Annotated in this window: 25 protein-coding genes and 2 tRNA genes; 15 read left to right on the plus strand and 12 right to left on the minus strand. The window is 72.0% G+C overall.

The annotated features are described in order from the left end of the window. Positions 1–9 precede the first annotated feature (9 nt). The 4 genes from ACWEVS_RS06460 to ACWEVS_RS06475 all read right to left on the minus strand — a co-directional run bounded on the left by ACWEVS_RS06460 (position 10) and on the right by ACWEVS_RS06475 (position 3,569). Entirely contained in the window at positions 10–915 is a 906-nt protein-coding gene (locus tag ACWEVS_RS06460; protein WP_452550270.1) for an LLM class flavin-dependent oxidoreductase, read from the minus strand. 29 nt (positions 916–944) lie between these two features. Continuing rightward, positions 945–1,925: an aldo/keto reductase gene (locus tag ACWEVS_RS06465; protein ID WP_452550272.1), complete on the minus strand. Its 981-nt coding sequence runs from the start codon at positions 1,923–1,925 to the stop codon at positions 945–947. 1 nt (position 1,926) lies between these two features. After that, complete coding sequence (locus ACWEVS_RS06470; RefSeq protein ID WP_452550274.1) at positions 1,927–3,018, minus strand: NAD(P)/FAD-dependent oxidoreductase; 1,092 nt, start codon at positions 3,016–3,018, stop codon at positions 1,927–1,929. A gap of 86 nt (positions 3,019–3,104) precedes the next feature. Beyond that, on the minus strand, positions 3,105–3,569 hold the full coding sequence (locus ACWEVS_RS06475; RefSeq protein ID WP_449914880.1) for a MarR family winged helix-turn-helix transcriptional regulator: 465 nt from the start codon (positions 3,567–3,569) through the stop codon (positions 3,105–3,107). Between the two features lie 232 nt (positions 3,570–3,801). Between ACWEVS_RS06475 and ACWEVS_RS06480 the strand changes: the two genes are divergently transcribed. Beyond that, entirely contained in the window at positions 3,802–4,614 is an 813-nt protein-coding gene (locus ACWEVS_RS06480; protein ID WP_452550275.1) for an NmrA family transcriptional regulator, read from the plus strand. Between the two features lie 181 nt (positions 4,615–4,795). Here the strand turns inward: ACWEVS_RS06480 and ACWEVS_RS06485 are convergent, their stop codons facing one another. Next, entirely contained in the window at positions 4,796–5,887 is a 1,092-nt protein-coding gene (locus tag ACWEVS_RS06485) for a cation diffusion facilitator family transporter (protein ID WP_452550277.1), read from the minus strand. A 48-nt stretch (positions 5,888–5,935) separates the two neighbouring features. Between ACWEVS_RS06485 and ACWEVS_RS06490 the strand changes: the two genes are divergently transcribed. Beyond that, a complete protein-coding gene (locus ACWEVS_RS06490) occupies positions 5,936–6,292 on the plus strand; it encodes an ArsR/SmtB family transcription factor (protein ID WP_449914912.1) in 357 nt (118 codons plus the stop codon). Positions 6,293–6,366: 74 nt separating this feature from the next. Here ACWEVS_RS06490 and ACWEVS_RS06495 read toward each other — a convergent pair whose 3' ends face one another. Then, positions 6,367–6,999: a response regulator transcription factor gene (locus ACWEVS_RS06495; protein ID WP_354907582.1), complete on the minus strand. Its 633-nt coding sequence runs from the start codon at positions 6,997–6,999 to the stop codon at positions 6,367–6,369. After that, positions 6,996–8,210, minus strand: coding sequence for a sensor histidine kinase (locus ACWEVS_RS06500; protein ID WP_452550279.1), 1,215 nt, complete (start codon positions 8,208–8,210; stop codon positions 6,996–6,998). Before ACWEVS_RS06500 ends, ACWEVS_RS06495 begins: the two co-directional genes overlap by 4 nt. A gap of 223 nt (positions 8,211–8,433) precedes the next feature. On the opposite strand from ACWEVS_RS06500, the gene ACWEVS_RS06505 reads away from it, so the two are divergent. The 5 genes from ACWEVS_RS06505 to ACWEVS_RS06525 all read left to right on the plus strand — a co-directional run bounded on the left by ACWEVS_RS06505 (position 8,434) and on the right by ACWEVS_RS06525 (position 13,589). Continuing rightward, positions 8,434–9,453 carry an FtsX-like permease family protein gene (locus ACWEVS_RS06505; RefSeq protein WP_452550280.1) on the plus strand — a complete coding sequence of 340 codons (1,020 nt, stop codon included), beginning with the start codon at positions 8,434–8,436 and terminating at the stop codon, positions 9,451–9,453. Next, positions 9,450–10,139, plus strand: a complete 690-nt coding sequence (locus ACWEVS_RS06510) for an ABC transporter ATP-binding protein (protein WP_449914921.1) — start codon at positions 9,450–9,452, stop codon at positions 10,137–10,139. The genes ACWEVS_RS06505 and ACWEVS_RS06510 overlap by 4 nt, the downstream gene beginning before the upstream one ends. A 303-nt stretch (positions 10,140–10,442) precedes the next feature. Then, positions 10,443–12,056: a hypothetical protein gene (locus ACWEVS_RS06515; RefSeq protein ID WP_452416471.1), complete on the plus strand. Its 1,614-nt coding sequence runs from the start codon at positions 10,443–10,445 to the stop codon at positions 12,054–12,056. Then, on the plus strand, positions 12,053–13,111 hold the full coding sequence (locus tag ACWEVS_RS06520; RefSeq protein ID WP_452550282.1) for a hypothetical protein: 1,059 nt from the start codon (positions 12,053–12,055) through the stop codon (positions 13,109–13,111). Before ACWEVS_RS06515 ends, ACWEVS_RS06520 begins: the two co-directional genes overlap by 4 nt. Before the next feature lie 49 nt (positions 13,112–13,160). Continuing rightward, a complete protein-coding gene (locus ACWEVS_RS06525) occupies positions 13,161–13,589 on the plus strand; it encodes a protein-tyrosine phosphatase family protein (RefSeq protein ID WP_449914929.1) in 429 nt (142 codons plus the stop codon). Positions 13,590–13,683: 94 nt separating this feature from the next. On the opposite strand, the gene ACWEVS_RS06530 is transcribed toward ACWEVS_RS06525, so the two are convergent. From ACWEVS_RS06530 to ACWEVS_RS06545, 4 genes are all read right to left on the minus strand, one after another. Continuing rightward, positions 13,684–15,957 (minus strand): hypothetical protein, encoded by a 2,274-nt coding sequence (locus ACWEVS_RS06530; RefSeq protein ID WP_452550284.1) that lies wholly within the window; start codon positions 15,955–15,957, stop codon positions 13,684–13,686. Positions 15,958–15,985: 28 nt separating this feature from the next. Next, complete coding sequence (locus tag ACWEVS_RS06535; protein WP_449914935.1) at positions 15,986–17,245, minus strand: glycosyltransferase; 1,260 nt, start codon at positions 17,243–17,245, stop codon at positions 15,986–15,988. Positions 17,246–17,819: 574 nt separating this feature from the next. Beyond that, positions 17,820–18,458 (minus strand): maleylpyruvate isomerase family mycothiol-dependent enzyme, encoded by a 639-nt coding sequence (locus ACWEVS_RS06540; protein ID WP_452550489.1) that lies wholly within the window; start codon positions 18,456–18,458, stop codon positions 17,820–17,822. A 66-nt stretch (positions 18,459–18,524) separates the two neighbouring features. Next, the gene (locus ACWEVS_RS06545; RefSeq protein WP_449914941.1) at positions 18,525–19,049 is read right to left on the minus strand and encodes a GNAT family N-acetyltransferase; all 525 of its coding nucleotides are present in this window, start codon (positions 19,047–19,049) and stop codon (positions 18,525–18,527) included. Between the two features lie 165 nt (positions 19,050–19,214). Between ACWEVS_RS06545 and ACWEVS_RS06550 the strand changes: the two genes are divergently transcribed. The 8 genes from ACWEVS_RS06550 (at position 19,215) to ACWEVS_RS06585 (ending at position 23,153) form a co-directional block, all read left to right on the plus strand. After that, complete coding sequence (locus ACWEVS_RS06550) at positions 19,215–20,228, plus strand: GH25 family lysozyme (protein ID WP_452416466.1); 1,014 nt, start codon at positions 19,215–19,217, stop codon at positions 20,226–20,228. Positions 20,229–20,257: 29 nt separating this feature from the next. After that, positions 20,258–20,701, plus strand: coding sequence for a C40 family peptidase (locus ACWEVS_RS06555; protein WP_449914946.1), 444 nt, complete (start codon positions 20,258–20,260; stop codon positions 20,699–20,701). Positions 20,702–20,812: 111 nt separating this feature from the next. Next, positions 20,813–21,013, plus strand: a complete 201-nt coding sequence (locus ACWEVS_RS06560; RefSeq protein WP_449914948.1) for a transposase — start codon at positions 20,813–20,815, stop codon at positions 21,011–21,013. Positions 21,014–21,065: 52 nt separating this feature from the next. Next, positions 21,066–21,138: transfer RNA gene (locus tag ACWEVS_RS06565), tRNA-Thr, on the plus strand. A gap of 179 nt (positions 21,139–21,317) precedes the next feature. Further along, positions 21,318–21,391: transfer RNA gene (locus ACWEVS_RS06570), tRNA-Met, on the plus strand. A gap of 70 nt (positions 21,392–21,461) precedes the next feature. Beyond that, positions 21,462–21,626 carry a 50S ribosomal protein L33 gene (gene rpmG, locus ACWEVS_RS06575; protein WP_181616146.1) on the plus strand — a complete coding sequence of 55 codons (165 nt, stop codon included), beginning with the start codon at positions 21,462–21,464 and terminating at the stop codon, positions 21,624–21,626. A gap of 647 nt (positions 21,627–22,273) precedes the next feature. Further along, the gene (locus ACWEVS_RS06580; RefSeq protein ID WP_354907604.1) at positions 22,274–22,723 is read left to right on the plus strand and encodes a MaoC family dehydratase N-terminal domain-containing protein; all 450 of its coding nucleotides are present in this window, start codon (positions 22,274–22,276) and stop codon (positions 22,721–22,723) included. 1 nt (position 22,724) lies between these two features. Further along, complete coding sequence (locus tag ACWEVS_RS06585; protein ID WP_354907605.1) at positions 22,725–23,153, plus strand: MaoC family dehydratase; 429 nt, start codon at positions 22,725–22,727, stop codon at positions 23,151–23,153. Between the two features lie 162 nt (positions 23,154–23,315). On the opposite strand, the gene ACWEVS_RS06590 is transcribed toward ACWEVS_RS06585, so the two are convergent. Beyond that, positions 23,316–24,803 (minus strand): hypothetical protein, encoded by a 1,488-nt coding sequence (locus ACWEVS_RS06590; protein WP_452550285.1) that lies wholly within the window; start codon positions 24,801–24,803, stop codon positions 23,316–23,318. Positions 24,804–24,823 lie beyond the last annotated feature (20 nt).

A 24,823-nucleotide genomic window follows, 5' to 3' on the forward strand; every position in this document is an offset into this window, starting at 1 on the left:
GAAACCGCCCTACTTCGCGATCGCCTCGCGTACGGAGGGGACGATCTCCTGGGCCCAGCGGGCCAGCTGGATGGGGTCCGGGGCGCCGTGGCCGGCGGAGAAGAGCGTGAAGCCCGACGCGCCGTGCTCCAGCACGGCTCCGGTCAGTTCCTCGACCCATTGGGCGACGGAGCCGCCGATCCAGCGGCCGTCGCCGTCGCGGGTGGCGGGCAGCGGCCGGTCGGTGATGCGTCCGGGGAAGTTGAAGACCGTGCGGATCTCGCTCGGATCGCGGCCGGCGGACGCCGCCGCCTCGTCAATGATCGGCCGGGAGGCCCGGTAGCGTTCGCTGAGCCAGTCGGCCGCGTGGCCGGGGATCCAGCCGTCGGCCACGCGGCCGGTGGCGGCCAGGGATTTCGGGCCAACCGATCCGGTCCACACGGGAGGCGCGGCGACGGGAGCGGGCTCGATCTGGTTCACCTGGTAGTGATCGCCCTGGTAGGTGACCGGAGGGCCGCCGCCCGACAGCAGCTTGACCAGGACGATCGCCTCCTCGAAGGCGTCCACGGCGTCGCCGGCCGTCAGCCGCGGCACTCCCATGTCGGCGATGCGATCCCACAGCCCGCCGGCGCCCATGCCGAGCACGATCCGGCCACCGGACAGCGCCGACAGCGACGTCACCGTCCTGGCCAGCATGGCAGGAGGCCGGGTCGGCAGATTGGTGACGTTGGCGAAGCCGGCGATGTGCCGCGTACGCCCGAGGATGAAGCCGAGCGCGGCGTAGGCGTCCAGGCGCCCGCCGATGTAGGGATGGTCCGACAGGGTGAAGATGTCGAGCCCGTCCCGGTCGGCCTGCTGGACGACGCGCAACAGCTCGGGAATGTCGTCGATGCCCGGATGCGTGCCGAAGCCGAAGACGACGTTGTGTGCGGACAAGGTTCTGCCTTTCGTGCGGATGGAGATGTTCACCAGGCGTACGCTTCCGGCGCGGGTTTGGCGCCGTTCGGCCCGGGTGGCGGGAACAGCTCGTCCAGCCTGGCGAGCGTGGCCTGGTCGAGAGTGATCATCAGGGCCCTGAGCGAGCCGTTGAGCTGCTCGACCGTGCGCGGCCCGACGATCGGCCCGGTCACGCCGTCCTGCGCCAGCAACCATGCCAGAGCGACGTCGGCGGGGTCCTCACCGAGGCCGGCGCACATCTTCTCGTACGCCTCGATCGTTTCCCTGTGCTTGGCCAGGGTCTGGACCGATCGCCCGGAGTCGCCGCGGGAGGCGACGCCCTCCTTCCGCTTGCGCAGGACGCCGCCGAGCACTCCGCCGTGCAGAGGCGACCACGGGATCAGGCCGAGCCCGTAGTGCCGCGCCGCGGGCAGTACTTCCAGCTCGGCCCAGCGGTTCAGCAGGTTGTAGATGGACTGCTCGGCGACCAGGCCGAGCAGGTGCCGGGCGCGCGCCGTCTCCTGTGCCAGGGCGAGGTGCCAGCCGGCGAAGTTGGAGGAGCCGAAGTAGAGCACCTTGCCCTGCTGGCGCAGGACGCTGAAGGCCTCCCAGATCTCCTCCCACGGCGTGTTCCTATCGATGTGGTGCATCTGGTACATGTCGATGTGGTCGGTGCCCAGCCGCTGGAGCGAGGCCTCGCACGCGCGCTTGATGTGCAGCGCGGACAGGCGGCTGTCGTTGGGCCACTCGCCTGTCGGGAGGTAGAGCTTGGTGGCCAGGACGGTCCTGTCGCGCCTGCCGCCTCCCGTGGCGAACCAGCGGCCGATGATCTCCTCGGTGCGACCTCCGCTGTACACGTCGGCGGTGTCGAAGAAGTTGATGCCGTGCTCATGCGCACGGTCCATGATCGTGTGACTGTCCTGTTCGGAGGTTTCCGTCCCGAAGTTCATCGTGCCCAGGATGAGCCGGGACACGGACAGGCCGCTGCGGCCCAGCTGGGTGTAGTCCATGTCAGGCGGCGCCGAACTGCTCGGTGAAGCGGCCGGTGAACAGATCGGCCCCCTTGTACGCCGAGACGGTCTCGGCCGGGACGACGACCGGCCCGTCGGGGCTGGGCAACTGGCCGACACCCTGGCGCGGGCCGAGGGGCAGCAGGATCATGGGGTGGGGCAGCGGCCGGTAGGTGGCCGCCGGCTGCTCGCCGCGCAGCTGGGCGATGATGTTCTGGGCCACCACCTCGGCGTGCTGCATCGCGTATCCGGCCATCTTGGCCTCGGCGACGTCGGTGATGTCGCCGATCGCGTAGACGCGGTCGTACCCGCGGACGTTGAGGGTCTCGGTGACCGGCACCTGACCCTGCGGCGAACGTGTCGTCAGCTCGCCGTCGGCGAGGTAGTCGCTGTTGACGCGCGCGCCGTGCGCGCGGAACCAGATGTCGGCGGTGATCTCCTCCCCGCCCGTCGTGGCGACGGTGAACGTCGCCGCCTGGCCTGGCTCGGTCGCCGGAGGCGCGGTCAGGCCGGTGCCCAGCCGCAGGTGGACCGCCAGCTCGTCGAGCTGGCGGCGCAGCTCCGCGCGCATCTCCGCGGGGAAGGCGGGCAGCAGTTGCTCGGCCGGGTCGAGGATGGTCACGTGCTTGTGCGGCCAGACCTCCTTGATCTCGCCGGCCAGCTCCAGGCCGACCGGCCCGGCGCCGAGGATCAGCACCCGCTCGGAACCCGCCAGCTCCTTGTGGGTCCGGAGCAGGTCGTCCAGGACCTCGCCGGTGGAGTCGGCGTTGGGCTTGGCCGGATAGGTGTAGCTGGAGCCAGTGGCCAGGACCAGATAGTCGGCCTCGATTCGCCGGCCCGAGGCCAGGGTGACACCGCCGGGGTCCGCCGAGACCGCCCGGTCGCGGATCACCGTGCCGCGCCTGAGCCACTGGTCGTAGGGGAAGAACATGTTGTGCGCCCAGTCGGGCTGGGTCAGCGCGCGCAGCGAGCCGGCCGAGTTGATGAACGCGTCGCGGGGGTCGATGAGGACGACGTCGGCCTCCGCGTCCAGCGCCTTGGCGACCGCGGAACCACCGTAACCTCCACCGATGATCACGACTGTACGGCTCATGATTCACACTCCAACACGAAAAAGGGGTTGAGTTCGTGGCACGAACAATATTAGTTCGTGGCACGAACTGCAACTCCCTCTCTCGTTCAGCGGGTGTGATCCGGTTCCATGAAGACGGTGGGAACCTTGTTGTCCGCCACGATGCGACCGAGCAGGGCGGCGAGCGTGTCGCGCTCCGCCGGGGCGAACCCCGAGGTCAGCTCCTCGACGCGGCGGCACGTCTCGGTGTAGAACTCATCGGCCAGCTGGGCGCCCCGCCTGGTGAGCGCCACCCTCACCGCACGGGAGTCCTGAGGGTCGGGGTTGCGCTGGACCAGGCCGTTGCGCTCGCTGCGATCCACCAGGCCGGTCAGGCTCGACTTGGCCAGGCCGAGGACCGCGCCCAGCTCGGTCATGCCGTACGGCTGCGCCATCAGGACGCACAACAGCTGGCCCTGCTGCTGGGTGAGGCCGTACTCGCGGGCGGAATCTGCGTACACGGCATTCACCAGGAACGTGGACCGCACCAGTGCGGCCACCGCTCCGATCTGGCCGTCAACATGCTTACTCACCGGCCCAGACTAACAAATTCGCGGAACGAACTACCGTTTCCCGGCATGGCCTCACGAGAACCCGCGCGTGGGAAGCCCGCCTGTCGGCCCGACTCGGCGAAGTCGCGCACGGCGGCCGCGCCGCGTTCGACGATGTACGGGCCGCGCACGCCGGTCCCGCCTGAGACGCCCGCTTATGCGGGTGCGCGCCTCAGCCATGTCCAGTCTCGTCGCGGGCCGATTGACTACAGGCATGACGACGAACAACACCATCCTGGTTCTCGGAGCTACCGGCAAGACGGGCCGCCGCGTGGTGGACCGGCTGAAGGCGGCGGGCCACGACGTGCGCGCCGGCTCCCGCCCCGCCTTCGACTGGGAGGACGCCGGCACCTGGGCGCCGATCGTGCGCGACGTCCACGCCGTCTACATCACCTACTACCCCGACCTGGCCTTCCCCGGCGCCCTCGACCGCGTCCGCGAGTTCACCGCGCTGGCCGTACGGTCCGGCGTGCGCCGCCTGGTGCTGCTGTCGGGCCGTAACGAGGAGCTGGCCCAGCAGGCCGAGCAGGTCGTGCTGGGCTCCGGCGTCGAGGCCACGGTCGTGCGCTGCAGCTGGTTCATGCAGAACTTCAGCGAGGGCTGGCTGCTCGACCCGGTGCTGAGCGGCACGATCGCGCTGCCCGCCGGCGACGTGACCGAGCCCTTCGTGGACGTCGAGGACATCGCCGACGTGGCCACCGCCGCCCTCGTCGAGGACGGGCACGCAGGGAAGGTCTACGAGCTCACGGGCCCGCGCCTGCTCTCCTTCGCCGAGGCCGCCGCGGAGATCTCCGCCGCCGCCGGGCGCGAGGTCGGCTACGCGCCGGTCACCCCGGAGGAGTTCGCCGAGGGGGCACGCGCGGCGGGCGTCCCCGAGGACGAGATCGCCGGCCTCAACGCGCTGTTCGCCGAGGTGCTCGACGGCCGCAACGAGAGCCTCGCCGACGGCGTACGGCAGGCGCTGGGCCGGCCCGCCCGCGACTTCACCGAGTACGCCAAGGAAGCGGCCACCGCCTGGCGCGCCTGACCCGCACCGGCGACCAGCGAACGCGGGCTCGGCCTGGGCCTGTCCATCGTGCAGGCCATCGCCACCGCCCACGACGCGACGCTCGCCGTGCGCCCGTCGCCGGACGGCGGCCTGCGGGTCACCGCCGGCTTCGAACCCGCCGGTGGCACCGGATGACCGGCGCCACCGAGGGCCCGCGTGGCTACCGGTGGGCGACCAGGACGGCGTGGTGGTCGGTGCCGTCCGGCCCGTCGGGGTCGGCGTGCACCGTGGCGGCCCGCAGGCGTGGCAACTCGTGGATGAGCCGGTGCTCGGCCGCCACCGCCACGGCGTGCGCCTCGACCAGCGACAGCTCGTGGCTCACCACGATGTCGACCTCGGCGCGCAGGGCGTGGCCGACCCAGCGCAGCCGTACCGAACCGGCCCGGACGACGCCGGGGACGGCGGCCAGGATGCGCTCGGCCGCGGCGACCAGCGTGGGATCCACCGCGTCCATCAGCCGGTGGTAGATCTCGCGGGCCGCGTCACGCAACACGAACAGGATGGCCGCGGTGATCAGCAGGCCGACGATCGGGTCGGCGACCGGGAACCCGAGCGCGGCACCGCCTGCGCCGAGGAGCACGGCGAGCGAGGTGAAGCCGTCGGTGCGGGCGTGCAGGCCGTCGGCCACCAGCGCCGCCGAACCGATCTCGCGGCCGACCTTGATGCGATAGCGGGCCACCCACTCGTTGCCGGCGAACCCGACGATCCCGGCGGCGGCCACCAGCCCGAGCGCCTGGACGTCCCGCGGATCGAGCAGCCGTGTGACCGCCTCGTAGCCCGCCAGGCCCGCCGAGGTCGCGATGAGCAGGACGATGACGATGCCCGCCAGGTCCTCGGCCCTGCCGTACCCGTAGGTGAATCGCCGCGTGGCCGTCCGCCGCCCCACCGAGAACGCGATGGCCAGCGGGATCGCCGTCAGGGCGTCGGCGACGTTGTGCAGCGTGTCGCCGAGCAGCGCCACCGAGCCGGAGAAGGCGACGATGACCGCCTGGACGGCGGCGGTGACCATCAACACGGCGAAGGAGACGGCGACGACGCGTATGCCCCGGCTGCTCGACTCCAGGGCCGGGTCGGTCTTGTCCGCGCTGTCGTGGCTGTGGGGGGTGAAGGCGTGCCCGAGGCCGGACAGCAGCCGCCCGAGCCGCCCCCTGGCACGCCCATGACCGGCGTGCCCGTGCCCGTGCCCATGACCGGCGTGCCCGTGCCCGTGGCCGTGCGCCGGCAAAGACCCTGTCTCGTTCTGCTCAGGCATGACCCACCTCACTTGCGCATGACCCGTTTGTCGGCATCATATGTAGTCATGTACGCACGCGACAACGAATCAGGTGCCACACAGTCGCAGGAACAACCCACCAGCGCGCAGGTCGAAGCCGCCGTCGACGCCTTCCGGATGCTCAGCGACGCGACACGCCTGCGGCTGATGTGGCTGCTCTCCTCCGGCGACTACGACGTCAGCTCGCTGGCGCAGGCCCTCGGCGTCGCGCGCCCCTCCGTCTCGCAGCACCTGGCCAAGCTGCGCCTGGCCGGCCTCGTCGAGACCCGGCGCGACGGCCGGCGCGTGGTCTACCGGGCCCGTGACGCCCACGTCCGGGCGCTCATCCACGAGGCGCTGTTCCACGCCGACCACGAGGTCTCGGGCATCCCCCGGCACGACTGAGCCCGGCACGACTGAGCCCGGCACGACTGAGCCCGGCACGACTGAGCCCGGACCGGCTGAGCCCGGACCGGGCTTCAGGAGCGGCGGATGAGGCCGCGCTTGACGGCGGCGGCCACCGCGGCGGTGCGCGAGTCGACGCCGAGCTTGGCGTAGATGTGCACCAGGTGCGTCTTGACCGTGGTCTCGCTGAGGAACAGCTGCTTGCTGATCTCCCGGTTGGACAGGCCGGCGGCGACGTGGACGAGCACCTCGAGCTCGCGGGGGCTCAGGGTGACGTCCGGGGTGCGCATCCGGTCCAGCAGCCGGGAGGCGACGCTGGGGGCCAGGGCGCTGCTGCCGGCGGCCGCCGAGCGGATGGCCGCGTGCAGCTCGTGCGGGGGCGCGTCCTTGAGCAGGTAGCCGGTGGCGCCGGCGTCGACGGCGGTCAGGATGTCGGCGTCGGTGTCGAAGGTGGTGAGCACCAGCACGCGCGGGCCCCCCAGGGCGACGATGTGGCGGGTGGCCTCGCTGCCGTGCATGCCGGGCCCGAGCTGCAGGTCCATCAGGACGACGTCCGGTGACAGGCGACCGGCCAGCTCGACGGCCTCCTCCCCGGTGGCGGCCTGGCCGACCAGCTCGAAGTCGTCCTGGTCGGCCAGCATGGCGCGCAGCCCCGAGCGGACCACCGGATGGTCGTCCACCAGCAGGATCCGGATCGCCGCCGTCATGACGCCCTCCCGGCCGGCAGCGGCAGGGCGGCCACGATCGCGGTGCCCTCGCCGGGGACGGACTCCACCGTCAAGGCGCCGCCCAGCGCCCCGACCCGGTCACGCATCGCGCGCAGGCCGAAACCGGTCCCGTGGCCGGCGCCCGCGCCGGGGTGGGCGGACCGGTCCGGATCGAAGCCGCGGCCGTCGTCGACGACGTCGAGCACCACCATGTCGTCGAGGTAGGTGAGCGTGACCGCGGCGTGCCGGGCGCCGGAGTGCCGGCTGACGTTGCCCAGGGCGCCTTGCGCGATGCGCAGCAGTACGGGGTCGTAGTCGGTGGGCAGCGGCAGGGGGCTCCCCGACACCTCGAAGCGCGCCTGGATGCCGGTGCCGGCCAGCGCCGTGTCGCTGACGCGGCGCAGCGCCGCGACGAGCGAGGACTGCTGCAGCGCGGGCGGCGCCAGGGCGCGCACGAAGTTGCGCGCCTCCTCCAGGTTGTCCTGGGCGGCGCGTTCCGCCTCGCCGATGCGCGCCTCGGCCTGCCCGGGATCGTGGGCCAGGTCGCGGCGGGCGGCGCGCAGCAGCAGGATGATGCTGGACATGCCCTGGGCCAGGGTGTCGTGGATCTCCCTGGCCAGGCGTTCCCGCTCGGCCAGGCGGGCGCCTTCGCGTTCGGCCTCGACCAGCTTGTCCTGGGTGTGCACCAGGTCGTCGATCAGCCGGCGGCGCTGCTCGCTCTCGGCGTACAGGGCCTTGTAGACCATGGCCATGAGCGTGGCGACGACCGCGCCGACGACCGGGCCGATCACCTGCGCCGCGGTCAGGCCCCTGGTGTGCCAGCCGGTGGCGGCGATGGCGGCGGCGGTCAGCAGGGCCACCCCTGGCAGGGCGATCGGCAGCGGCAGCAGGTGCAGGTAGGCGAAGAACAGCGGAAAGGCCAGCCAGATGTACTGCGGGGCGGCCAGCGCGAGCGCGGCCCAGCCCATGGTGATCAGGGCGAGCCAGATCCGGCCCAGCAGCAGGTGGGTGCGACCGCCGAAGTGCGGCAGCCGCCGCTCGATGACGATGCCCGCCATGTACACCACGCCCAGCAGCGCGCCCGCGGCGGCCAGCAGGCCATGACCGTGGCGGAGCAGGCTGGTCAGCGCGATGACCAGCAGGGTCGCGAAGGTGCCGTGGACGGTCCACCGCAGCAGCCGCAACGCGGGCGGAAACGGATGGTTCATCATCTCTCACTCAGCGTAGGCCCGGTGGATCAGCTGCCGCATCGTTCAAAAGGTGTATTCCGGCTGACCGGATGAGGGAGCCCCGCCGGTCCGCGGGCACGATGCGCCACCGCGGCCGGACCACGCACGCTGGGAGGCGCACCCCCTCACCCACCGCCACCCAGGAGGACGCGCCGTGTTCGTGGCGCTCAGAGACCTACGCTTCGCCAAAGGACGCTTCGCCCTCATGGGTGTCGTCGTCGTGCTCATCACGCTGCTGGTGACCATGCTGTCCGGCCTGACCGCCGGCCTGGCCCGCGAGAACATCTCCGCGGTCGAGAACCTGGCGGCCGACCACATCGTCTTCTCCGGCGGGGACAAACCCGCCTTCGCCGACAGCCGGATCAGCGAGAGCGCCTGGAAGGCGTGGCAGGCCGTCGACCACGTCCAGGCCGAACGCCTCGGCGTGTCCATGGCCCGCCTGACCCGCGGCGACGACAGCGAGGCCGTCGCCGTCTTCGCCGCCCAGCCCGGCGGCCGGCTCGCCCCGGCGTCGCTGCGCGCCGGCACCGTGGTGCTGCCGGCGGCCCTGGCCGGCGACAGCGACCTGTCGGCCGGGGACACGGTGCAGCTGTTGGGCCGCGACTTCACCGTCGTCGTCGGCGACGGCACGGCCTCCTACAGCCACACCCCGGTCGCCTGGATCAGTGTCGAGGACTGGACCCCGCTGGCCCGCCAGGGCGAACCCGACACGACGGCGACCGTCCTGGCCCTGCGCACCGGCGACCAGGCCGACCTGACCGGCCTGACCGCCGCCGACGCCCGGCTGGGCACCACCACCGTCCCGCTGGCCGACGCCCCGGCCGCGGTCGGCTCCTACACCTCGGAGAACGGCTCGCTGCAGCTGATGCGCGGCTTCCTGTTCGCGATCTCCGCCCTGGTCATCGGCGCCTTCTTCACCGTGTGGACCATCCAGCGGCGCGGCGACGTCGCCGTGCTCAAGGCGCTGGGCGCCGGCACCGGCTACCTGCTGCGCGACGCGCTCGCCCAGGCCGTCGTGGTGCTGCTGCTGGGCGCCGGCATCGGCGGCGCGCTCGGCGCCGGCTTCGGCGCGCTGGTCGAAGGCACCGTCCCGTTCGTGCTGTCGCCCGCCACCACGATCGTCCCCGTGGTCGTGATGATCGCCCTGGGCGCCGGCGGCGCCGCCCTGGCCATCCACAAGATCACCTCGGTTGACCCGCTGACCGCTCTGGGAGCCTCCCGATGACCCTCAAGCTCACCGACGTCGTCCTGACCTACCCCGACGGCGAGCGCACCCTCACCGCCCTGAACCATGTCGACCTGGCGGTCGCGCCCGGCGAGTTCACCGCTGTCGTCGGCCCGTCCGGGTCGGGCAAGTCCAGCCTGCTGGCCGTCGCCGCCACGCTCATCCGCCCCACCTCCGGCACCGTGTCGGTGGCCGGGACCGACGTCACCGACGCCGGTCAGGCGGCCAGAACCCGGATACGCCGCGACCACATCGGGATCATCTTCCAGCAGTCCAACCTGCTGCCCTCGCTGACCGCGCTCGACCAGCTCCTGGTCATGGCCCACATCGCGGGCACCAGACCCGCCGCCGCGTCCGCGCGCGCCCGCGAGCTCCTGGGCGCCGTCGACCTGGCCGACAAGCACGGCAAGCTGCCCCATCAGCTGTCCGGCGGCGAGCGTCAGCGGGTCAACATCGCCCGCGCCCTGATGAACGAGCCCGAGATCCTGCTGGTGGACGAACCCACCAGCGCCCTCGACCACCGCCGCGGCGAGCTGATCGTCGCCCTGCTGGCCACACTCACCAGGAAGAACAACCTGGCGACCGTGATGGTCACCCACGACACCTCCACCCTCGCGATGGTCGACACCGTCGTGACCATGACCGACGGCATCCTCACCAGCGGCGGGTGGTCGCCGACCGGGTGAGCGTGGTGACCCCCGTGAATGCCACCACGCAGAACAGGACCGCCCGGTCGGGAGCCCGGTCGCCGCTACCGGTCCCGGGCTCAGGTCATGCCTCCAGTACGCCAGAGCGCGTCCGCCCCGTCAGGTCACGAATTCTCGTGACTTGAAGCCCGTGCGAGATCGTGGTAATGCCCTCCGGCGCGAGCCCCGCCAGGTAAAACCGCCCGGCGGCCATGGCAAAGGATCGCGTGTTGGCGGGCCCGATCTCCGCCCCTCCTGGCAAGGTCAACGCGGCCGCCACGCCGATGAACGATGGAGGGGCAGATGCGTCTTGTCGGGGGAGGAGAGCAGTTCGACCGCCTGCTCTCCGCTGCGAGGGCCTACTGGGGCAGGCGTCCTTCCCAGCCCGGGACCTGCGTGGTGGCCGAGGCCATGCACCAGGACATCCGGGTGATCGTCCGCAACCTGATGCTGGCCAACGCGATCTGCGATCTGACCTCCGCACGGCTGGTCGTGCTCACCGGTCTCGACCGGGAGTGGAGCCGGCTGCTGTGCGAGGACTTCGACGTGGCGCGGGTACGCAGGCTGGCGGAGGCGTTCGGCGCGGACGACATCATCGACGTGCACGATCTCACCGAGCGCCGGCTGGCGAGGGAGGGTGACGCTCCCGCGGCCGGGGTCGAGCAGGCCACGCTGGACGCGCTGGAGAAGGCGAGCCTGCTCCGGCTCAACCGGGTGCCGCGGCTGCCCCGTACCGAGGACGAGCGGTACCGCGCGCGCCGCGCCCGCGCCAGGGCGCTGTCGGCGGTCTACGAGCGGATCTTCTCCGACCTGTCGCCCACCGCGCTGGTCACCAGCCAGGTCGACTACGACCAGTGGGGGCTGGCGGTCGACACGGCGATGCGGATGGACGTCCCGGTCGTGCACGTGCAGAGCACCGGGTCGCTGAAGGCGTACACGCTCTTCCCCGAGGCGCGCCAGGGGACGGGTACCTTCCGCGAGGAGCTCACCGGCGAGATCGCCCGCTACTTCGACTGGCACGTCTGGCCGTACAGGGACCTCGTCAGGCCGAACGCCGAGCAGGTGGCGTGGCGCGTGAAGACCGGTCCAGGCGGGGGCGGCCCCTTCGAGGTACGCACCGAGACCGAGCGCCGCCAGCTGCGCGAGCACGGCTGCCACCGGCTCGGCCTCGGGCCGGAGCGCCCCCTCGTCACCGTGTTCAACCAGGCCGTGTCGGACGCCGTCGGGACGAACCGCGAGCTGTTCGACGACCTGGCGGAGTGGCTGGAGGAGACCGCCGCGTACGCCGTGGCCGAGGAGTCGGTGAACTGGCTCTTCCTCGACCACCCCGGCCAGGACCGGTACGACACCACCGGTCACTTCGCCTCCGTCGCCGCACGCTGTTCCGGACGCTCGCACCTGGCCTTCGCGACGAGCCTGGAGCTGTCGAGGAACATGCTGTGGAGCATGACCGACGTGGGCGTCACGGTACGCGGCGGCGTCTGCGGCGAGCTGCCCGCGTTCGGCGTCCCGGTGATCCAGGCGGGCTGGGCGGAGTGGAGCGGCTGCGGCCTCACGCACGTCGCCGAGACGCGGGACGACTACTGGGCCCTGCTGGGCGAGTCCGTCGCCGATCTGGTCAAGGGCGGCCCGGTCCTGGGCCCTGAGCAGCGGGAGCGGGCCCGGCTGTGGCTGTGGCTGTCCCGTAGCGGGGCCGACGTGTCCTCGCCGGTGCTGCCGCACGCGGAGATGGGCGAGGGCGAGGAGTACCTGCGCGCGCTCACCGTCGGCCTGCAGCACGTGGAGCGCGACGGCGACCCGCTGCACTGCGCGGTGCGCCGCATGTGGGGGCGGCGCGAGCCGCTGCTCAGCCGGTTCGACTTCCGGGATCCAGCAGGGCTCGCCGCGGCCCTCACCGCATCGAGGAGCGCATCATGACCATACTCCTGAACGGCTTCGCCACCTGGCTCGACGAGGCGGTCGCCGAGCTGCGGCCACCGGTCGAGGTGTTCGACGGGCAGGCGGCGGCGCTGACGGTGACCGACCAGTTCCACCGAGGCAGGCGGATCGTGGGCCGGTTCGAGCGCTCGGGGCTCATGGGGTTCAAGGTCGCGGCCGGGGGCCGCCGCCTGCGCGTCACGGTGACGCTGGCCCTGGACGCCGTCTCGGTGCCCGGCTGGCACCTGCCGGGGTCCTCGGACCTGGTCAAGGCGCATCAGCTGCCGCCGCGCCTGGTGCAGGTGCGCGCCCAGGGGCAGCTGCGGCAGTGCGTCCTGTTGAAGGGCGGCAAGGGCATCACGAGCGCGCGCGCCGTCTTCGACCTGCTGCCCGACGAGGTGCCCGACGACGGCCTGATCTGCGTGGAGGCCCTGGACATCACCGAAGGGCACGGGCTGTCCCGGGAGGCGCGCGAGGCGGTGGCGGGCCGCGTCATGGGCGGTGGCGCGGCGGGTCTGCGCGTCGACGGCGTCGTGATCGAGGAGGCGCCGGAGGGGAAGGCGGTCCCGCGAAGCGAGCGAGCGGACGGCGCCGGCTGCGAGGCCCTGTCGCTGGTCAGCGGGGGCGGCCTGGCCCACCTGCACCGGCGCGGCAGCCGCTCGCTGCGTTCCGGCTTCTTCGTGGTCAACCCCGTCCCGCCGGGCGTCGCCGGCTCGGGCGGCAGGCTGACCTTCCGGCTCGGCAGCATGGCGGACACCGCCGGCCGGGCCACCACGGCGAGGGACCGCGCGCCGGCGCGCCGGGTCCTCCGCCGGGCGGGCGTCGAGGCGCGGCGGCTGCGCCACCGCACCCGCGAGGCCCTCGGTACGGCGGCGCCGTCCGTGGACCAGATCGTGAGCGTCAGGGACGGGGCTCTGGCCGGTCCCGTCAGGGCCACGACGGCGGGCAACATCCTCGAGCTGGAGCTGCCCGCTCCTGCCGCGCCCCTGCTGGTCTTCCTCTCCGCGAGGCAGGGCGCCGTGCCCGCCCTGCTCTCAGCGAACTGGACCGGCTGAGGTCCGTTCCGCGCCCGCTCCCGCCCGGCGACCGGCTACGCTCCGGCGAATGATCACACCATGGGATCCCGAGGCGGACGGCGTGCTGCGGCTGCCGTCGGGCCGGCTGGTGCGCGGCCGGGGGCTGCGGCGACCGCTCCCCGCCGGGCCGGAGCCGTCCTTCGCGCTCCACCTGCTGGGCCACGAGCCGCCGGCCGTCGCCTGGGAGGCCCGCTGGCTCCGCTGGCCCGACTTCTGGCTGCCGTCCGACCGTACGGCGACCGCCGACGCGCTGCGCGAGGCATGGGCGCGCGCCGAGAGCGAGCGGGTCGAGGTCGCCTGCGGGGGCGGGATGGGGCGCACCGGTACGGCACTGGCCTGCCTCGCCGTGCTGGACGGCGTGCCGAGCGGCGAGGCGGTCGGCTACGTCAGGGCGCACTACGCCCGGCGCGCCGTCGAGACGCCGTGGCAGCGCCGCTTCGTCCGGCGCTTCCGGTAGCGGCTCCGGTTCCCGGCGCACGCGTTGTTTCCGGGCGCACGCGTTCCTCGGACGGCGCGGCGACCGTCGGGGCGCCCAGCCGGAAGCCCGCTGCTCAGCCGGTCAGCTCGTACACGGCGAACCGGCCCTTGGCGAAGCGAAGCGTGGCGAAGGCGGCGAGCTCGGGGGCGACCGGTGTCCTTCGCCAGTGATGGGCCAGCAGCCAGCGCACGCCGTACCGCTCCCTGAGCAGGCGCGCCGCCTCCGCGGTGGGTGCGGTGAAGACGGCGTCGTTGGCCGCCAGCAGCGCGCCGTCCCAGAACGGCTGGGCGGCCATGGACTGCCGGTTGACGTCCTGCAACGCCGCCAGGTTCGTCGCGGTGTAGGACCAGCTCTCGACCAGGACGCGCCGCTCGGCGTACGCCGACATCCAGAAGTGCCTGCTGTCGCACAGCCGCACGGTGACGCGGCAGTGCGCGTTGGTCGCCAGGACGTCGCCGGGGTCGGAGTGGTCGCGCACCCAGCGCGCGGCCGCGATGCCCCCCACCGGGATCTCCCGTTCCGAGGGGCTGCCGCGCGATGTCAGCGCGTTGCGCACCGGCGGCACCGCCGAGGGCGCCGACAACCCGACGACGACGAACAACACCGCCGCCCGCCGCCACGGGACGCGCCGCAGCGACACCGCCACGGCGAGCACGATCACGGCCAGCGCGGCGAAGGGCAGGAGGAAGGCCGCGCTGAACCCCGTGTCGCCGAGGACGGCGAGCTGGGGCGGGAAGGCGTGCCCCACCGCCCGGAACAGGAGCACGACGGCCGTCCCCGCGGCGACGGCCGCGCCGGCGAGCACAGGGCGGCGCCGCGGGGGAAGCGTGTCGAGCGCGGCGAGCGCGCCCGCGGCGGCGACGATCCACAGGTACGGCCGGGCCGCGGTGAGGAAGTAGAGCTGGCTCATCCCCGGATGCCCCAGGAGCAGCACCGCCCCGAGCGAGCCGAGGCCGACCCCGAGGAACAGGGTCAGCCCCCGGTCCTCGGCCGATCCAGGCTTGCGCCGGGGCCCGAACGCCCCCACCCAGAGCGCGGCCCACGCCAGCAGGAAGGTCACCGAGATGACGACGGGCGCGAGCGGGACCTCGTCGATGCGGGCCGTCGTCGTCCACGTCGCGACCATCCGGAAGGTCGTCGAGTACGGCCACAGCCGCATCCCCTGCGACGCCCCGCCGAAGAGGACGAGCTGGGCGAACGCCAGCGTGGCGAGCGTGACAGCGCCGAGCAGGAGGACGCCGCGGTCCACCCGCCGCGACCTCACCCAGTCCACCACGACCAGCAGGCAGATCCCGGCCAGCAGCAGGGGCAGATAGGTCGCCTTCGCCCCTGACAGGGCGACCAGCAGCACGACCACCGGAACGAACGTCGCCTTCCGCCGCCCGTCCCCGCGCAGCAGGCCGACCACCAGCAGCGCGAGAGCGCCGAAGAGGGCCGCGCCGAAGGTCTGCGTGGGGCTCAGCCAGGCCAGCGAAGCGTCCAGCGGACCTGAGGTGAAGGGGCCGGGCAACCAGGCGTAGGGGTTCGGCGGGGCCAGCAGGTAGGTCGCGGCGAGCGCCAGCACGCCGGGCAGCCAGGAGCGGGTGATCAAATACGCGACGGCAGGGACGAGCACGACGAAGATCGCCAGCATCGGCAGCATGGCGAGGCGGTACAGGATCGTCTGGGCCTCGATGCCGGTCGCCCAGCTCGTGGCGGCCATGTCCGCGTAGACGAACCAGTGGTAGGACAGCGGCTCGCCCATGACGTGGGGCACGGTCGGCGGCATGTGGTGCCGCAGCTCCCCGACGAGCGACAGGTGGAACGGCATGTCCACGTACGGCGTCGCGTTCGCCGGCCACCGCAGGCCGTGGCCGGTGAAGAAGGTGAGCCCGCTGGAGACGGTCAGGAAGCAGAACACCGCGCTGAGCGCCGCGCCGTACCCGAGGGGGATGCGCGGCCGCGCGCCGGGCAGCCAGTGCCGGCGCAGGCGCGGGACCGCGACGAAGGCCACGAGGACCGCCGCCGGGCCGAGGACGGCCAGGCGGGGCTGGCCGGCCGCCCTGGCCGCCATGTAGGTGAAGATCTCCAGCGTGTACCCGAGGGCGGTTCCCGCGGCCAGGTCGACGGCCGTGGGCAGCCGCAGGCGGGTGAGCGCCCGCCAGAGGAGGGTTCCCGGCAGGGTGAGGGCGAGCGCGACATACGCCGCGAAGACCGCGACGTCCTTGGGTGGCGTGCCGTGGACCAGCAGCGTTCCGGCCGCCACCAGGACGGCGACGGCGCCGGGAAGCGCGCCCGCCAACCGCCGCCCCGGCCTCGGCGCGGCCGCTTCGGCGGCTCCCGCGCGCTCGATGATCGCCGTGGTCATCGCGTCACCCTCCTGCGGCGTACCGGGCCTATGCCGTGAATGTCGGGCGCGCCGAGCGGAACACCCAGCGGTCCAGGGCGACGAAGCGGAAGACCGTGATCGCCAGATAGGAGACGACGAGGGTGGCGACCTCCAGGCCCCGCCCGTGTTCGGGCAGGGACTGGACGACTGCCGTGACGACGACCGTGGTCACCAGGTAGTTCAGCGCGAACAGCAACCCGGCACGGAAGTGGGCGCGCAGCCGGGGGCCGCCGTGGCGGCGGAAGGTCCAGCGCCGGTTGGCCTCGGTGTTGAACAGCGTGGCCACGCAGAGCGCGGCCAGGTTGGCCATCGCGGGAGACCAGGCGGTGCGCAGCAGCAGGTACAGGAGCGTGTGCAGCACCGTGCTGACCACTCCGACCAGCGCGAACGACAACAGCTTGGCCAGCAGCGGGTTGCGCGGCTCGGCGATCGTGGCCTGCGGGTGGAGCGGCGCGAGCTCCGAGCGCCTGGGCACCGGCACCCGCGCCGCGCCCGTCGACATCGCCCAGGCCATGCGCCACAGGCCGCGGAGATCGTCATAGGCGGTGCGGCAGACCTTGACGCGGGTGTCGACGTCCTCGTACCAGTCGACGGGTGTCTCGTGGATGCGCAGCCCGTTGTACTCGGCCAGCAGCAGCAGCTCCGTGTCGAAGAACCACTTGTCGTCGGCGATCTTGTCCAGGAGCGGCCGGACCCGGTCGGCCCGGACAGCCTTGAAACCGCACTGCGCGTCGCTGAACCCGGCCCCGAAGCCCATCCTGATGATCATGTTGTAGGCGCGGGAGACGATCTCCCGCTTGACGCTGCGGTGCACCCGGGCCGTACGCGCGAGCCGCGTCCCGATGGCCACCTCGGAGTGGCCGCTGATCAGCGGGGCCACCAGCGGCAGGAACGCGTCCAGGTCGGTGGACAGGTCGACGTCCATGTAGGCGACGATCGCGGCCGGGCTCTCCCGCCAGGTCTGCTTCAGCGCCGCCCCGCGGCCCCTGATGTCCAGCCGCCGCGCGTACACGTTCTCGTAGGTACGGCTGAGCTCCTGCGCGATGGGCCAGGTCCGGTCGGTGCTGCCGTTGTCGGCGATCGTGATGCGCCACGGCAGCGGGAACGACTCCGATAGGAAGGCGTGCAGCGTCTTGACGCACCCGGGGAGCGCCAGTTCCTCGTTCAGCACCGGGATGACGACGTCGACGACCGGCTCAGCCGTGCCGTCCGGTGCGAGCTCGGGCCGGAACGCCGTCTTCGTCCGGGTGGCGACAGGCGCGTTCATCCGCGCCCCTCCCGGTCCGCTCCGCCATCGCCCATCGGCCGCCCGATCTTCACATCGCGCATGAATGCATCCGTTCGTTCGCCGCGCGTGACCATGCCGGCGCGGGTGGTCCCGCAGCCCAGTGACGATCGTCTTGCCCCGGTCGGGACGAACCCCTGCGATTCATGGTTCGAGTACCGTGCTGTTGCCGAGCCTTTACCGCAGGCAGACCGGGCGGGCCGGAAAGGGCCGATCCGGCTTTGCCAACCCTTCGACGGCCGATATGGCGTCTCTGGCCCACGGCATCCGGGACCGGCCCCACGCCGGACGGCCAGGAGACCAGGCGGCCGGTCCGGCGTCCCCCGTTCACGGACGATCGACTCTCAAATGACAGACCCCGCCGGCCTACGGACGATCGACTCTCAGATGACAGACCGCCGCCGGTCCACGGACGGTCGGCTTTCAGATGACAGACCCCCGCCGGCCCACGGACGGTCGGCTTTCAGATGACAGACCCCGCCGGCCCACGGACGGTCGGCGCCATCCGACGGCCGGACCCGCGCCCATCCCCCTCCGGGCCGAGACACTTGCCGGTCTACGAGCGGGTGGCCGGGGTAAGGCGGGTGCGCAGGTCGGCGTGGCCTGCTCCGGACAGCCGGGGCAGGGCGGCGGCCCCTCGGCCGGCCAGCAGCAGCAGCAGGATCGCCCCGATATCGCCCTCGACCCGCGCGCCCTGCCCCGCCGACCACGTGCAGTCGGTGGCGACCAGTTGGAGACCCGCCAGCCGGTGTCGCGCCCGGAACGGCCACCCCATGCCCCACACCCGGGTCGCGGCGGCCGCCGTGGGCCGCACCGGCATGGGCCGTTCCCGCCCCAGCGGGAGCGCGATGTCCTGTCCGTGCACGAGAACGTCGATGAGCGGCTCGAAGTGGCTGATGACGGGCGCCTTCCTGCGCGAGCCCACCATGTCCCTGAGCAGCGCGCCGTACCGCTGGACGGGCAGCGCGGCCTGCCGTACGGCGGTGTCGTGGATCATGCGGTTCAGGTCTCCGCGGGCCCGCAGCAGCTCGTAGGCCGCGCGTCCCGGGCCGGTGTGGGTGAGCGTCAGGTGGGCCGCCACGTCGCGCACCCGCCAGCCCTCGCACAGGGACGGGGTCTCCCACTCCCGCTCGGACAGCTCGTCGAGGAGGTCCGCGAGGCCGGACCGCTCGTGGTCGATGGCGTGCCGCGGAATGGACGCGGCACCTCGGCAGTCGCGACGCCGCCCACCTCCGCCGCGCGCTGACCCGCCTGCGCGAGATCACCGATCCGTACCAGTGATCTTCGCGTAGACGTACATGTCCCTGCGCGCGCCGCCCACCTCCATCCAGCTGCGCAGCAGACCCTCCCGCTCGAACCCGGCCCGCTCGGCGGCCTTCCACGAACCCGCGTTCCACGGCTCGACGTGCAGCTCCAGCCGCGGGATGCGCAGCTCGTCCAGCCCCCAGGCCGAGATCGCCAGCAGGGCGGCGGACGCGACGCCCTGCCCGCGGGCCGACCCGGCCACCCAGTACCCCACCGACGCCCGGCCGTTGGCGCCCGGCCACAGGCCGATCTGGCCCACCGCGCGGCCGGAGCGGGCGTCCGCGATCGCGAAGGAGTAGCCGGCCCCGGTCTCGGCCCTGTCCCACTGCCGCCGGACGAAGGCGGCGCCCTCCGCCTCGCTGTAGACCGGCGGCACGCTGGTGATCAGCGGGATGTACGGGTCCCGCGCCGCCTCCCGCACGGCCTCGACGTCACCCAGCTCCCAGCGGCGCAGCACGAACCGCCCGCCGGCGTCCAGCACGGGTACGACGAGAGGATCGTTCCCGCTTGACGCGGTCCGCTTCGCGGGCGGGCGTGCGGGCGAGGGTGTGCCGGTGTGGTCCATGGCGTCCAGTTCTCCAGAGGTTGCGGCGTTCCGCCGTCCTTCGAGAAGATCATGCCTCTGTCACCCCCCGGAAGGACGCGTATGAGACGCCTGACGCTGGCGGCCGCGATCTCGGTGGCCGGACTGTTAGCCCCCGCGACCGCCCACGCGGCGGACGAGGTGCAAGGCGTGGACGTGAGCAACTGGACCGGCGACGTCGACTGGGCCAAGGTACGCGACGGCGGCGGCCGGTTCGCGTTCGTCCAGGCCACCGAGGGCGCCGACTACCGCAACCCGCGCTTCGCCGCGCAGCACGGCGGAGCCGCGGCGGCGGGGCTGCTCAGGGGCGCCTACCACTTCGCCCAGCCGCACGAGACGGACGGGGCCGCCCAGGCGGACTTCTTCGTCGACAACGGCGGCGCGTGGACCTCCGACGGCCTGACCCTGCCCGGCGTACTCGACGTCGAGGACAACCCCTACAAGGACAAGAACGGCAAGAACTCCTGCTACGACCTGTCCCCCGAGGACATGGTCACCTGGATCGGCGACTTCACCAGGCGTTACCGCGAGCGCACGAGGCGCCATGCGGCCATCTACACCACCACCAGCTGGTGGAAGACCTGCACGGGCGACTCCAAGAAGTTCGCGAAGAATCCGCTGTGGCTGGCCCGCTGGGGCACCGAACCCGGCGAACTCCCCTCAGGATGGAAGAAGCACACCTTCTGGCAGTCGGCCGACAAAGGCCCCCTGGTCGGCGGCCAGAACTCGTTCAACGGCTCGGAGTCGCAGCTCAAGGCGCTGGCCAACCCGCCCGCCGAGGTGACGGTGACCGGGGCGGCCAGAAGCAGGAAGCTCTACACGATCACGCTGAAGAACACCGGTGTCCACCCTGTCACCGACGTCAGGCTCGAGGGCCGCACGTTCGGCGGGCAGAAGGTGGTCAAGGCGGGTCCCGGTTGCTCGTTCAGCGGTACGGCGGTGCGATGCCTCATCCCCAAGGTCAATCCAGGACACTCGTTGCGGATCACCATCGCGACCAAGCCCTCGAAGGCCACGGGCAGAGTCGGCGTCGACGTGACGGTGGGCTCGGTCGAGCTCTCGCTCTCGGCGCGTTAGCCGTCCTCCTCCTGGCGGTGCCGGCGTCGATGCCGCTCCGCCAGCTCGCCATGCCGTCCATCGTCCGCCTGGCCTACCAGTACCAGGGGATTCCCTACTCCTGGGGCGGCGGGCACAAGGAGGATCCGGGGCCGTCGACTGGAACGTGCCAGGGGTACACCGGCAAGATCAAGCCGTGTCCCGCGACCCGGACGCGGGGGCTGGACTGCTCGGGGCTGACCCGGGTGGTCTACGCCCGCGCGTACGGGGCGGACGTGCTGGGGCCCGGCAACACCGACGAGCACCTGCGCAGGATGCGCCGCGTCGACCAGCCGGAGCCGGGCGATCTGGTGTTCTTCGGCAGGCCGAGGACCAAGCACGTGGGGATCTATCTCGGCGGCGGCCGGATGATGAACGCTCCGGAGACGGGGGCCGTCGTGCGCGTGGACCGCGTCGACCGGCGCAAGAACCTCGTCGGCTACTACCGCTTCTGAGACCCGCGTCACGGTTTTTGCGACTCGCGTGGCACATGAACCGTTTTGGGATGGCTGTAACCCGTGACGACTTCCGAAAAATGAGAGACCTGAGGTCTACTCTGTGCCGCTATGAACAGGCGCTGGGTAGGCCCGAGAGGGCTGGAGATCGTTCCCGCGGAGCGCGCGGGACAGCAGGTCCTCCGCGTCCGGAGATACGGCCGGCTCGTGGCCGACTGCCTTTCGGTCGAAGCCGTCGCGATGCACGTGGACCTCGCGGACCTGTGCGAGGTGGTCGAGCTCGCGGGCCGCACCAGTTCGCATCATCGCTAGGGGCCGTGTATGGTTACACCTGTCCGACAGCGCCGCAAGGCCCGGCGGACAGGCCCCTATAGCTCAGTCGGCAGAGCGTCTCCATGGTAAGGAGAAGGTCAACGGTTCGATTCCGTTTGGGGGCTCCCAGCTCGAACGCCCGCCCTTCCTTGAGGTCGGGCGTTTCTTGTATGGATTTCAGGTGCGGGGGGTTCCTGAGGCATACTGGGAAGCACCTCGCTCGACCCGGTGAAGTCGTGGCATGTTCGTGACTACTCCGAGGGTCGGGTATCCTTCACTGGCCGGGAGTTTCGACCGGCAGCAAGGCGGAGTAGCTCAGTCAGGCAGAGCAAACGGCTCATAATCGTTGTGTCGCCGGTTCAAGTCCGGCCTCCGCTACTACCCGAACCCGAGTGCATCGCTCGGGCACGGGTGTGTCCCAGTCCCAAACGTAGAAAGGCACTCCCACGTGGCTGCCACCGACGTTAGGCCGAAGATCACGCTGGCCTGCCAGGAGTGCAAGCACCGCAACTACATCACGCGGAAGAACCGGCGCAACGACCCGGATCGGCTTGAGCTGAAGAAGTACTGCCCCAACTGCCGCACCCACCAGGCGCACCGCGAGACCCGCTAGGTCCGCGCCCGTGGGCGCCACACACGGCGTCCCACCGCGAGACCGGCCGAGGTCCGCGCCGGTGGCTGCAAGTCCAGCCACCGAGCCAGGTGTACGGCACGGCAGACGGCGACCGGGCTGCCGCTCGGCGCTCCTGACGCATTCAGCACAAACGGCGTCCTCTACGGGGGGCGCCGTTTGTCGTTCCCTGGATCCCGCAGCCTTTCCTGGTTCTCGCCAGATCTGGCGTCTCCCTGGATCTCGCGCCCTTCCCCGGTACTCGCCGCCAGGTCCCGCGTCTCCCAGGTCCCGCACCCTTCCCCGGCTCGTCCCAGGTCCCGCGTCTCCCTGGATCCCGCGCCCCGGCTTCCCTTCAGGTCCCGCACCTCCCCGGGTCCCGCACCCTCCATGGATTCGCACTCCTACCCGGGTCCTGCACCTTCCTGGACTCCGCGCCCTCCCGGATCCCACACGCTCCTGGACCCCGCACCCTCCTGGACCCGCGCCCTCCGGGACACACCCTTCCTTGGGTCGTGCGCCTTCCTTGGGTCGTGCACCCTTCCTTGGGTCGTGCACCCTTCCTTGGGTCGCGGACCAGCGACAGCCGAATGTTGTTCTGTTACCGTCGGCTCAACAGCCCAGAACGCACCTAAGGAGCACGGGCACTGATGGCCTTGAACCGTGATTTCGTGGGTCGGACCTACACGTCCACCACCTCGTACGAGGTCAGCCGGGTGAAGATCAAGGAGTTCGCCGCGGCTATCGGTGACAGCAACCCCATCTACCGGGACCGGGAGGCCGCGCAGGCCGCCGGGCATCCCGACGTGGTCGCCCCGCCGACCTTCCCCATCGTGTTCAGCCTGCAGAGCGGCGGCGACGCGCTCGGCGACCCCGACCTGGGCCTCAACCTGGCCATGGTCGTCCACGGGGAGCAGCGTTTCGAGTACACCCGCCCGATCTACCCCGGCGACGAGCTCGTCACCACCTCGACGATCACCGAGATCCGCAGCGCGGGCCGTAACGAGCTGCTGACGATCAGGAGCGACGTCACGACGGTGGCCGGGGAGCCGGTCTGCACCACCTACAACACGATCGTCGAGCGCGGAGGGGCGGGCTGAGATGGCGGCCACGGTGAAGTACGACGAGGTCGAGGTCGGCCAGGAGCTTCCGGCCGCCGACTACCAGGTGCGCCGGGTCAACCTCGTGATGTACGCGGGCGCGTCCGGCGACTTCAACCCGATCCACTGGAACGAGCGCTTCGCCAAGACGGTCGGCCTGCCCGACGTCATCGCCCACGGCATGTTCACCATGGCGCAGGGCGGCCGCTTCCTCACCGACTGGGCCGGCGATCCGGCCGCGGTCGTCGACTACGGCGTGCGTTTCTCCTCGATGGTGGTCGTCCCGGACGACGACACCGGCGCGACGATCACTGTCAGCGGGGTCGTCGAGGAGAAGCTGGAGGACAAGCGGGTGGTCATCGGGCTGACCGCCATGGCTGGTGACGCGCGGGTGCTGTCCAAGGCCCGGGCGGTCGTCCAACTCGTCTAAGGCCTGGGCGGTCGTCCAACTCGTCTGACGCGCGCTTCACCCGCCCGACCGGCCCCGGCCCGGCGCACTCGACGAGGAAGACGGGCCGGATGAGCGCGGCCGGCCGTGCGGGCGGGCGGGCGGCGAGTGGGGTCGGGTGCGGCTCGCTGGTCGGGCGGTGGCTCAGGAGGGTCGCAGCACCCGGGTGGCGCCCGCGATCAGCGCCGTGGCCAGGATCCAGCCGGACGTGATCAGCGCGTACGCCAGCCCCTGCGTCCACCCCGCCGGGTCGAACAGCTCGCGCTGCCCGAAAGTGGGCAACGGCAGCAGCAGGTCGAAGGTGTAGGCGAAGGAGTCGAACCCCGGGCTCTCGGCCGGTTTCAGCGCCCTGGGCGGCTCCATGCCGAACACCACGGTCCCCACCGCCAGCAGAAGCGCGAACCACAGCGCCGCCAGCCAGGGGCGGTAGCCGTACCCGACGGTGGCGTCGAGCAGCCGGCCCCACAGCCGCCCGCCGGCGCCGAACGTGCGGCGGCGGGCCCGCTGCTTGGCGAGCAGGGTACGGCGGGCGAGGGTGTCGTTGCCGTCGCGCAGGTACCAGGCGGCCAGCTGCTCGTACGGCTGCGGCAGGAACCCGCGCGGGTCGCGCGAGACCCACTCGACCCGACGTCCCACCCCGCCGCCGCGCAGGGTGTCGTAGACCAGGCCGTTCAGCCGCAGCTCGGCGGGCCACGTGGCGGGGTCGTCATGCAGCGTGCCGATGCGGGAGTGGGCGAGGCTGACCACGCCCTCGACGGGTTCGGCGTACTTCAGGTAGACCTCGCGCGCCTCGATGTGGCTGGCGTGCAGCGCGTAGGGGGTGTCGGGGCTGCGCAGGACGCCGCTGATCGACAGGTTGCCGTTGATGCGGGCCCCGCGCAGCCTCAGGCAGCCCACGGCGGTGAACCCCTTCCCGCACTGCAGGACGTCCTCGACGACCATGCTGTCGCCGGTCAGCGCGTCGGCGCCGGGATTGCGGAGCGTCGCGCCGTTCAGGAAGAGCCCGCCGTTCAACCGCGCGCCGACCAGCCTGAGCCCGCCGGAGACCTCGGCGTTCTCCAGGTAGTAGCCGGCGTCGACGGTCAGCGCGCCGGTGTACACGCCACCGTCGATCTTGGTCCCGCCCATCCACAGGCCGTTCTCGAACGTGGCGCGGGCCAGCCGTACCGTGCCGGTGACGTGCGCCCCCGACAGGCTGAGGTGCCCGGCGACGCGCAGGCCGCCGCCGTTGAAGCCGGGCATGTGGCAGTCGGTGAAGCGCATGGTCCTGGTGACGCTGCCGCCGAAGTCGGGCGCCTCGTCGAGGTAGCAGCCGCTGAGCGAGAGCTCGTGGTCCACGGTGCCGCCGCGCAGCTCCAGGCGTCCGGTGATCCTCGCGCCGCGCAGCCGTACGGCGGGCACCGTGCCCACCCCGGGCTCGCGCGCGCCGAGCAGCAGCGCCACGATCACCTGTGCCCTGACCGTGCGCTCGGGGCCCCACGTCGCGCCGTCGGCGGGCGCGTTCTCCCCTGCGGTACGGCCGATGCCGACCGGATTGTCCCCCAGCTGAACCTGCGTGCCCGAGTGGAACGCCCGCCACAACCTGCGTTCCGCCTGGGTCATGCGCAGGCGTAATCCGTTCTGAACGACCATGGCCTGATTGTTACGCAACC

It is taken from the genome of Nonomuraea sp. NPDC003754 (genome assembly GCF_053605785.1).

Excerpts from the sequence above, each read along its gene's own strand:
- ACWEVS_RS06535 (WP_449914935.1), bottom strand. The coding sequence starts at position 17,245 with ATGAACGCGCCTGTCGCCACCCGGACGAAGACGGCGTTCCGGCCCGAG.
- ACWEVS_RS06555 (WP_449914946.1), top strand. The coding sequence starts at position 20,258 with ATGCCGCTCCGCCAGCTCGCCATGCCGTCCATCGTCCGCCTGGCCTAC.
- ACWEVS_RS06580 (WP_354907604.1), top strand. The coding sequence starts at position 22,274 with ATGGCCTTGAACCGTGATTTCGTGGGTCGGACCTACACGTCCACCACC.
- ACWEVS_RS06465 (WP_452550272.1), bottom strand. The coding sequence starts at position 1,925 with ATGGACTACACCCAGCTGGGCCGCAGCGGCCTGTCCGTGTCCCGGCTC.
- ACWEVS_RS06470 (WP_452550274.1), bottom strand. The coding sequence starts at position 3,018 with ATGAGCCGTACAGTCGTGATCATCGGTGGAGGTTACGGTGGTTCCGCG.
- ACWEVS_RS06585 (WP_354907605.1), top strand. The coding sequence starts at position 22,725 with ATGGCGGCCACGGTGAAGTACGACGAGGTCGAGGTCGGCCAGGAGCTT.
- ACWEVS_RS06490 (WP_449914912.1), top strand. The coding sequence starts at position 5,936 with ATGTACGCACGCGACAACGAATCAGGTGCCACACAGTCGCAGGAACAA.
- ACWEVS_RS06560 (WP_449914948.1), top strand. The coding sequence starts at position 20,813 with ATGAACAGGCGCTGGGTAGGCCCGAGAGGGCTGGAGATCGTTCCCGCG.
- ACWEVS_RS06530 (WP_452550284.1), bottom strand. The coding sequence starts at position 15,957 with ATGACCACGGCGATCATCGAGCGCGCGGGAGCCGCCGAAGCGGCCGCG.
- ACWEVS_RS06515 (WP_452416471.1), top strand. The coding sequence starts at position 10,443 with ATGCGTCTTGTCGGGGGAGGAGAGCAGTTCGACCGCCTGCTCTCCGCT.
- ACWEVS_RS06485 (WP_452550277.1), bottom strand. The coding sequence starts at position 5,887 with ATGCCTGAGCAGAACGAGACAGGGTCTTTGCCGGCGCACGGCCACGGG.
- ACWEVS_RS06525 (WP_449914929.1), top strand. The coding sequence starts at position 13,161 with ATGATCACACCATGGGATCCCGAGGCGGACGGCGTGCTGCGGCTGCCG.
- ACWEVS_RS06505 (WP_452550280.1), top strand. The coding sequence starts at position 8,434 with ATGGGTGTCGTCGTCGTGCTCATCACGCTGCTGGTGACCATGCTGTCC.
- ACWEVS_RS06520 (WP_452550282.1), top strand. The coding sequence starts at position 12,053 with ATGACCATACTCCTGAACGGCTTCGCCACCTGGCTCGACGAGGCGGTC.
- ACWEVS_RS06480 (WP_452550275.1), top strand. The coding sequence starts at position 3,802 with ATGACGACGAACAACACCATCCTGGTTCTCGGAGCTACCGGCAAGACG.
- ACWEVS_RS06495 (WP_354907582.1), bottom strand. The coding sequence starts at position 6,999 with ATGACGGCGGCGATCCGGATCCTGCTGGTGGACGACCATCCGGTGGTC.
- ACWEVS_RS06590 (WP_452550285.1), bottom strand. The coding sequence starts at position 24,803 with ATGGTCGTTCAGAACGGATTACGCCTGCGCATGACCCAGGCGGAACGC.
- ACWEVS_RS06500 (WP_452550279.1), bottom strand. The coding sequence starts at position 8,210 with ATGATGAACCATCCGTTTCCGCCCGCGTTGCGGCTGCTGCGGTGGACC.
- ACWEVS_RS06550 (WP_452416466.1), top strand. The coding sequence starts at position 19,215 with ATGAGACGCCTGACGCTGGCGGCCGCGATCTCGGTGGCCGGACTGTTA.
- ACWEVS_RS06510 (WP_449914921.1), top strand. The coding sequence starts at position 9,450 with ATGACCCTCAAGCTCACCGACGTCGTCCTGACCTACCCCGACGGCGAG.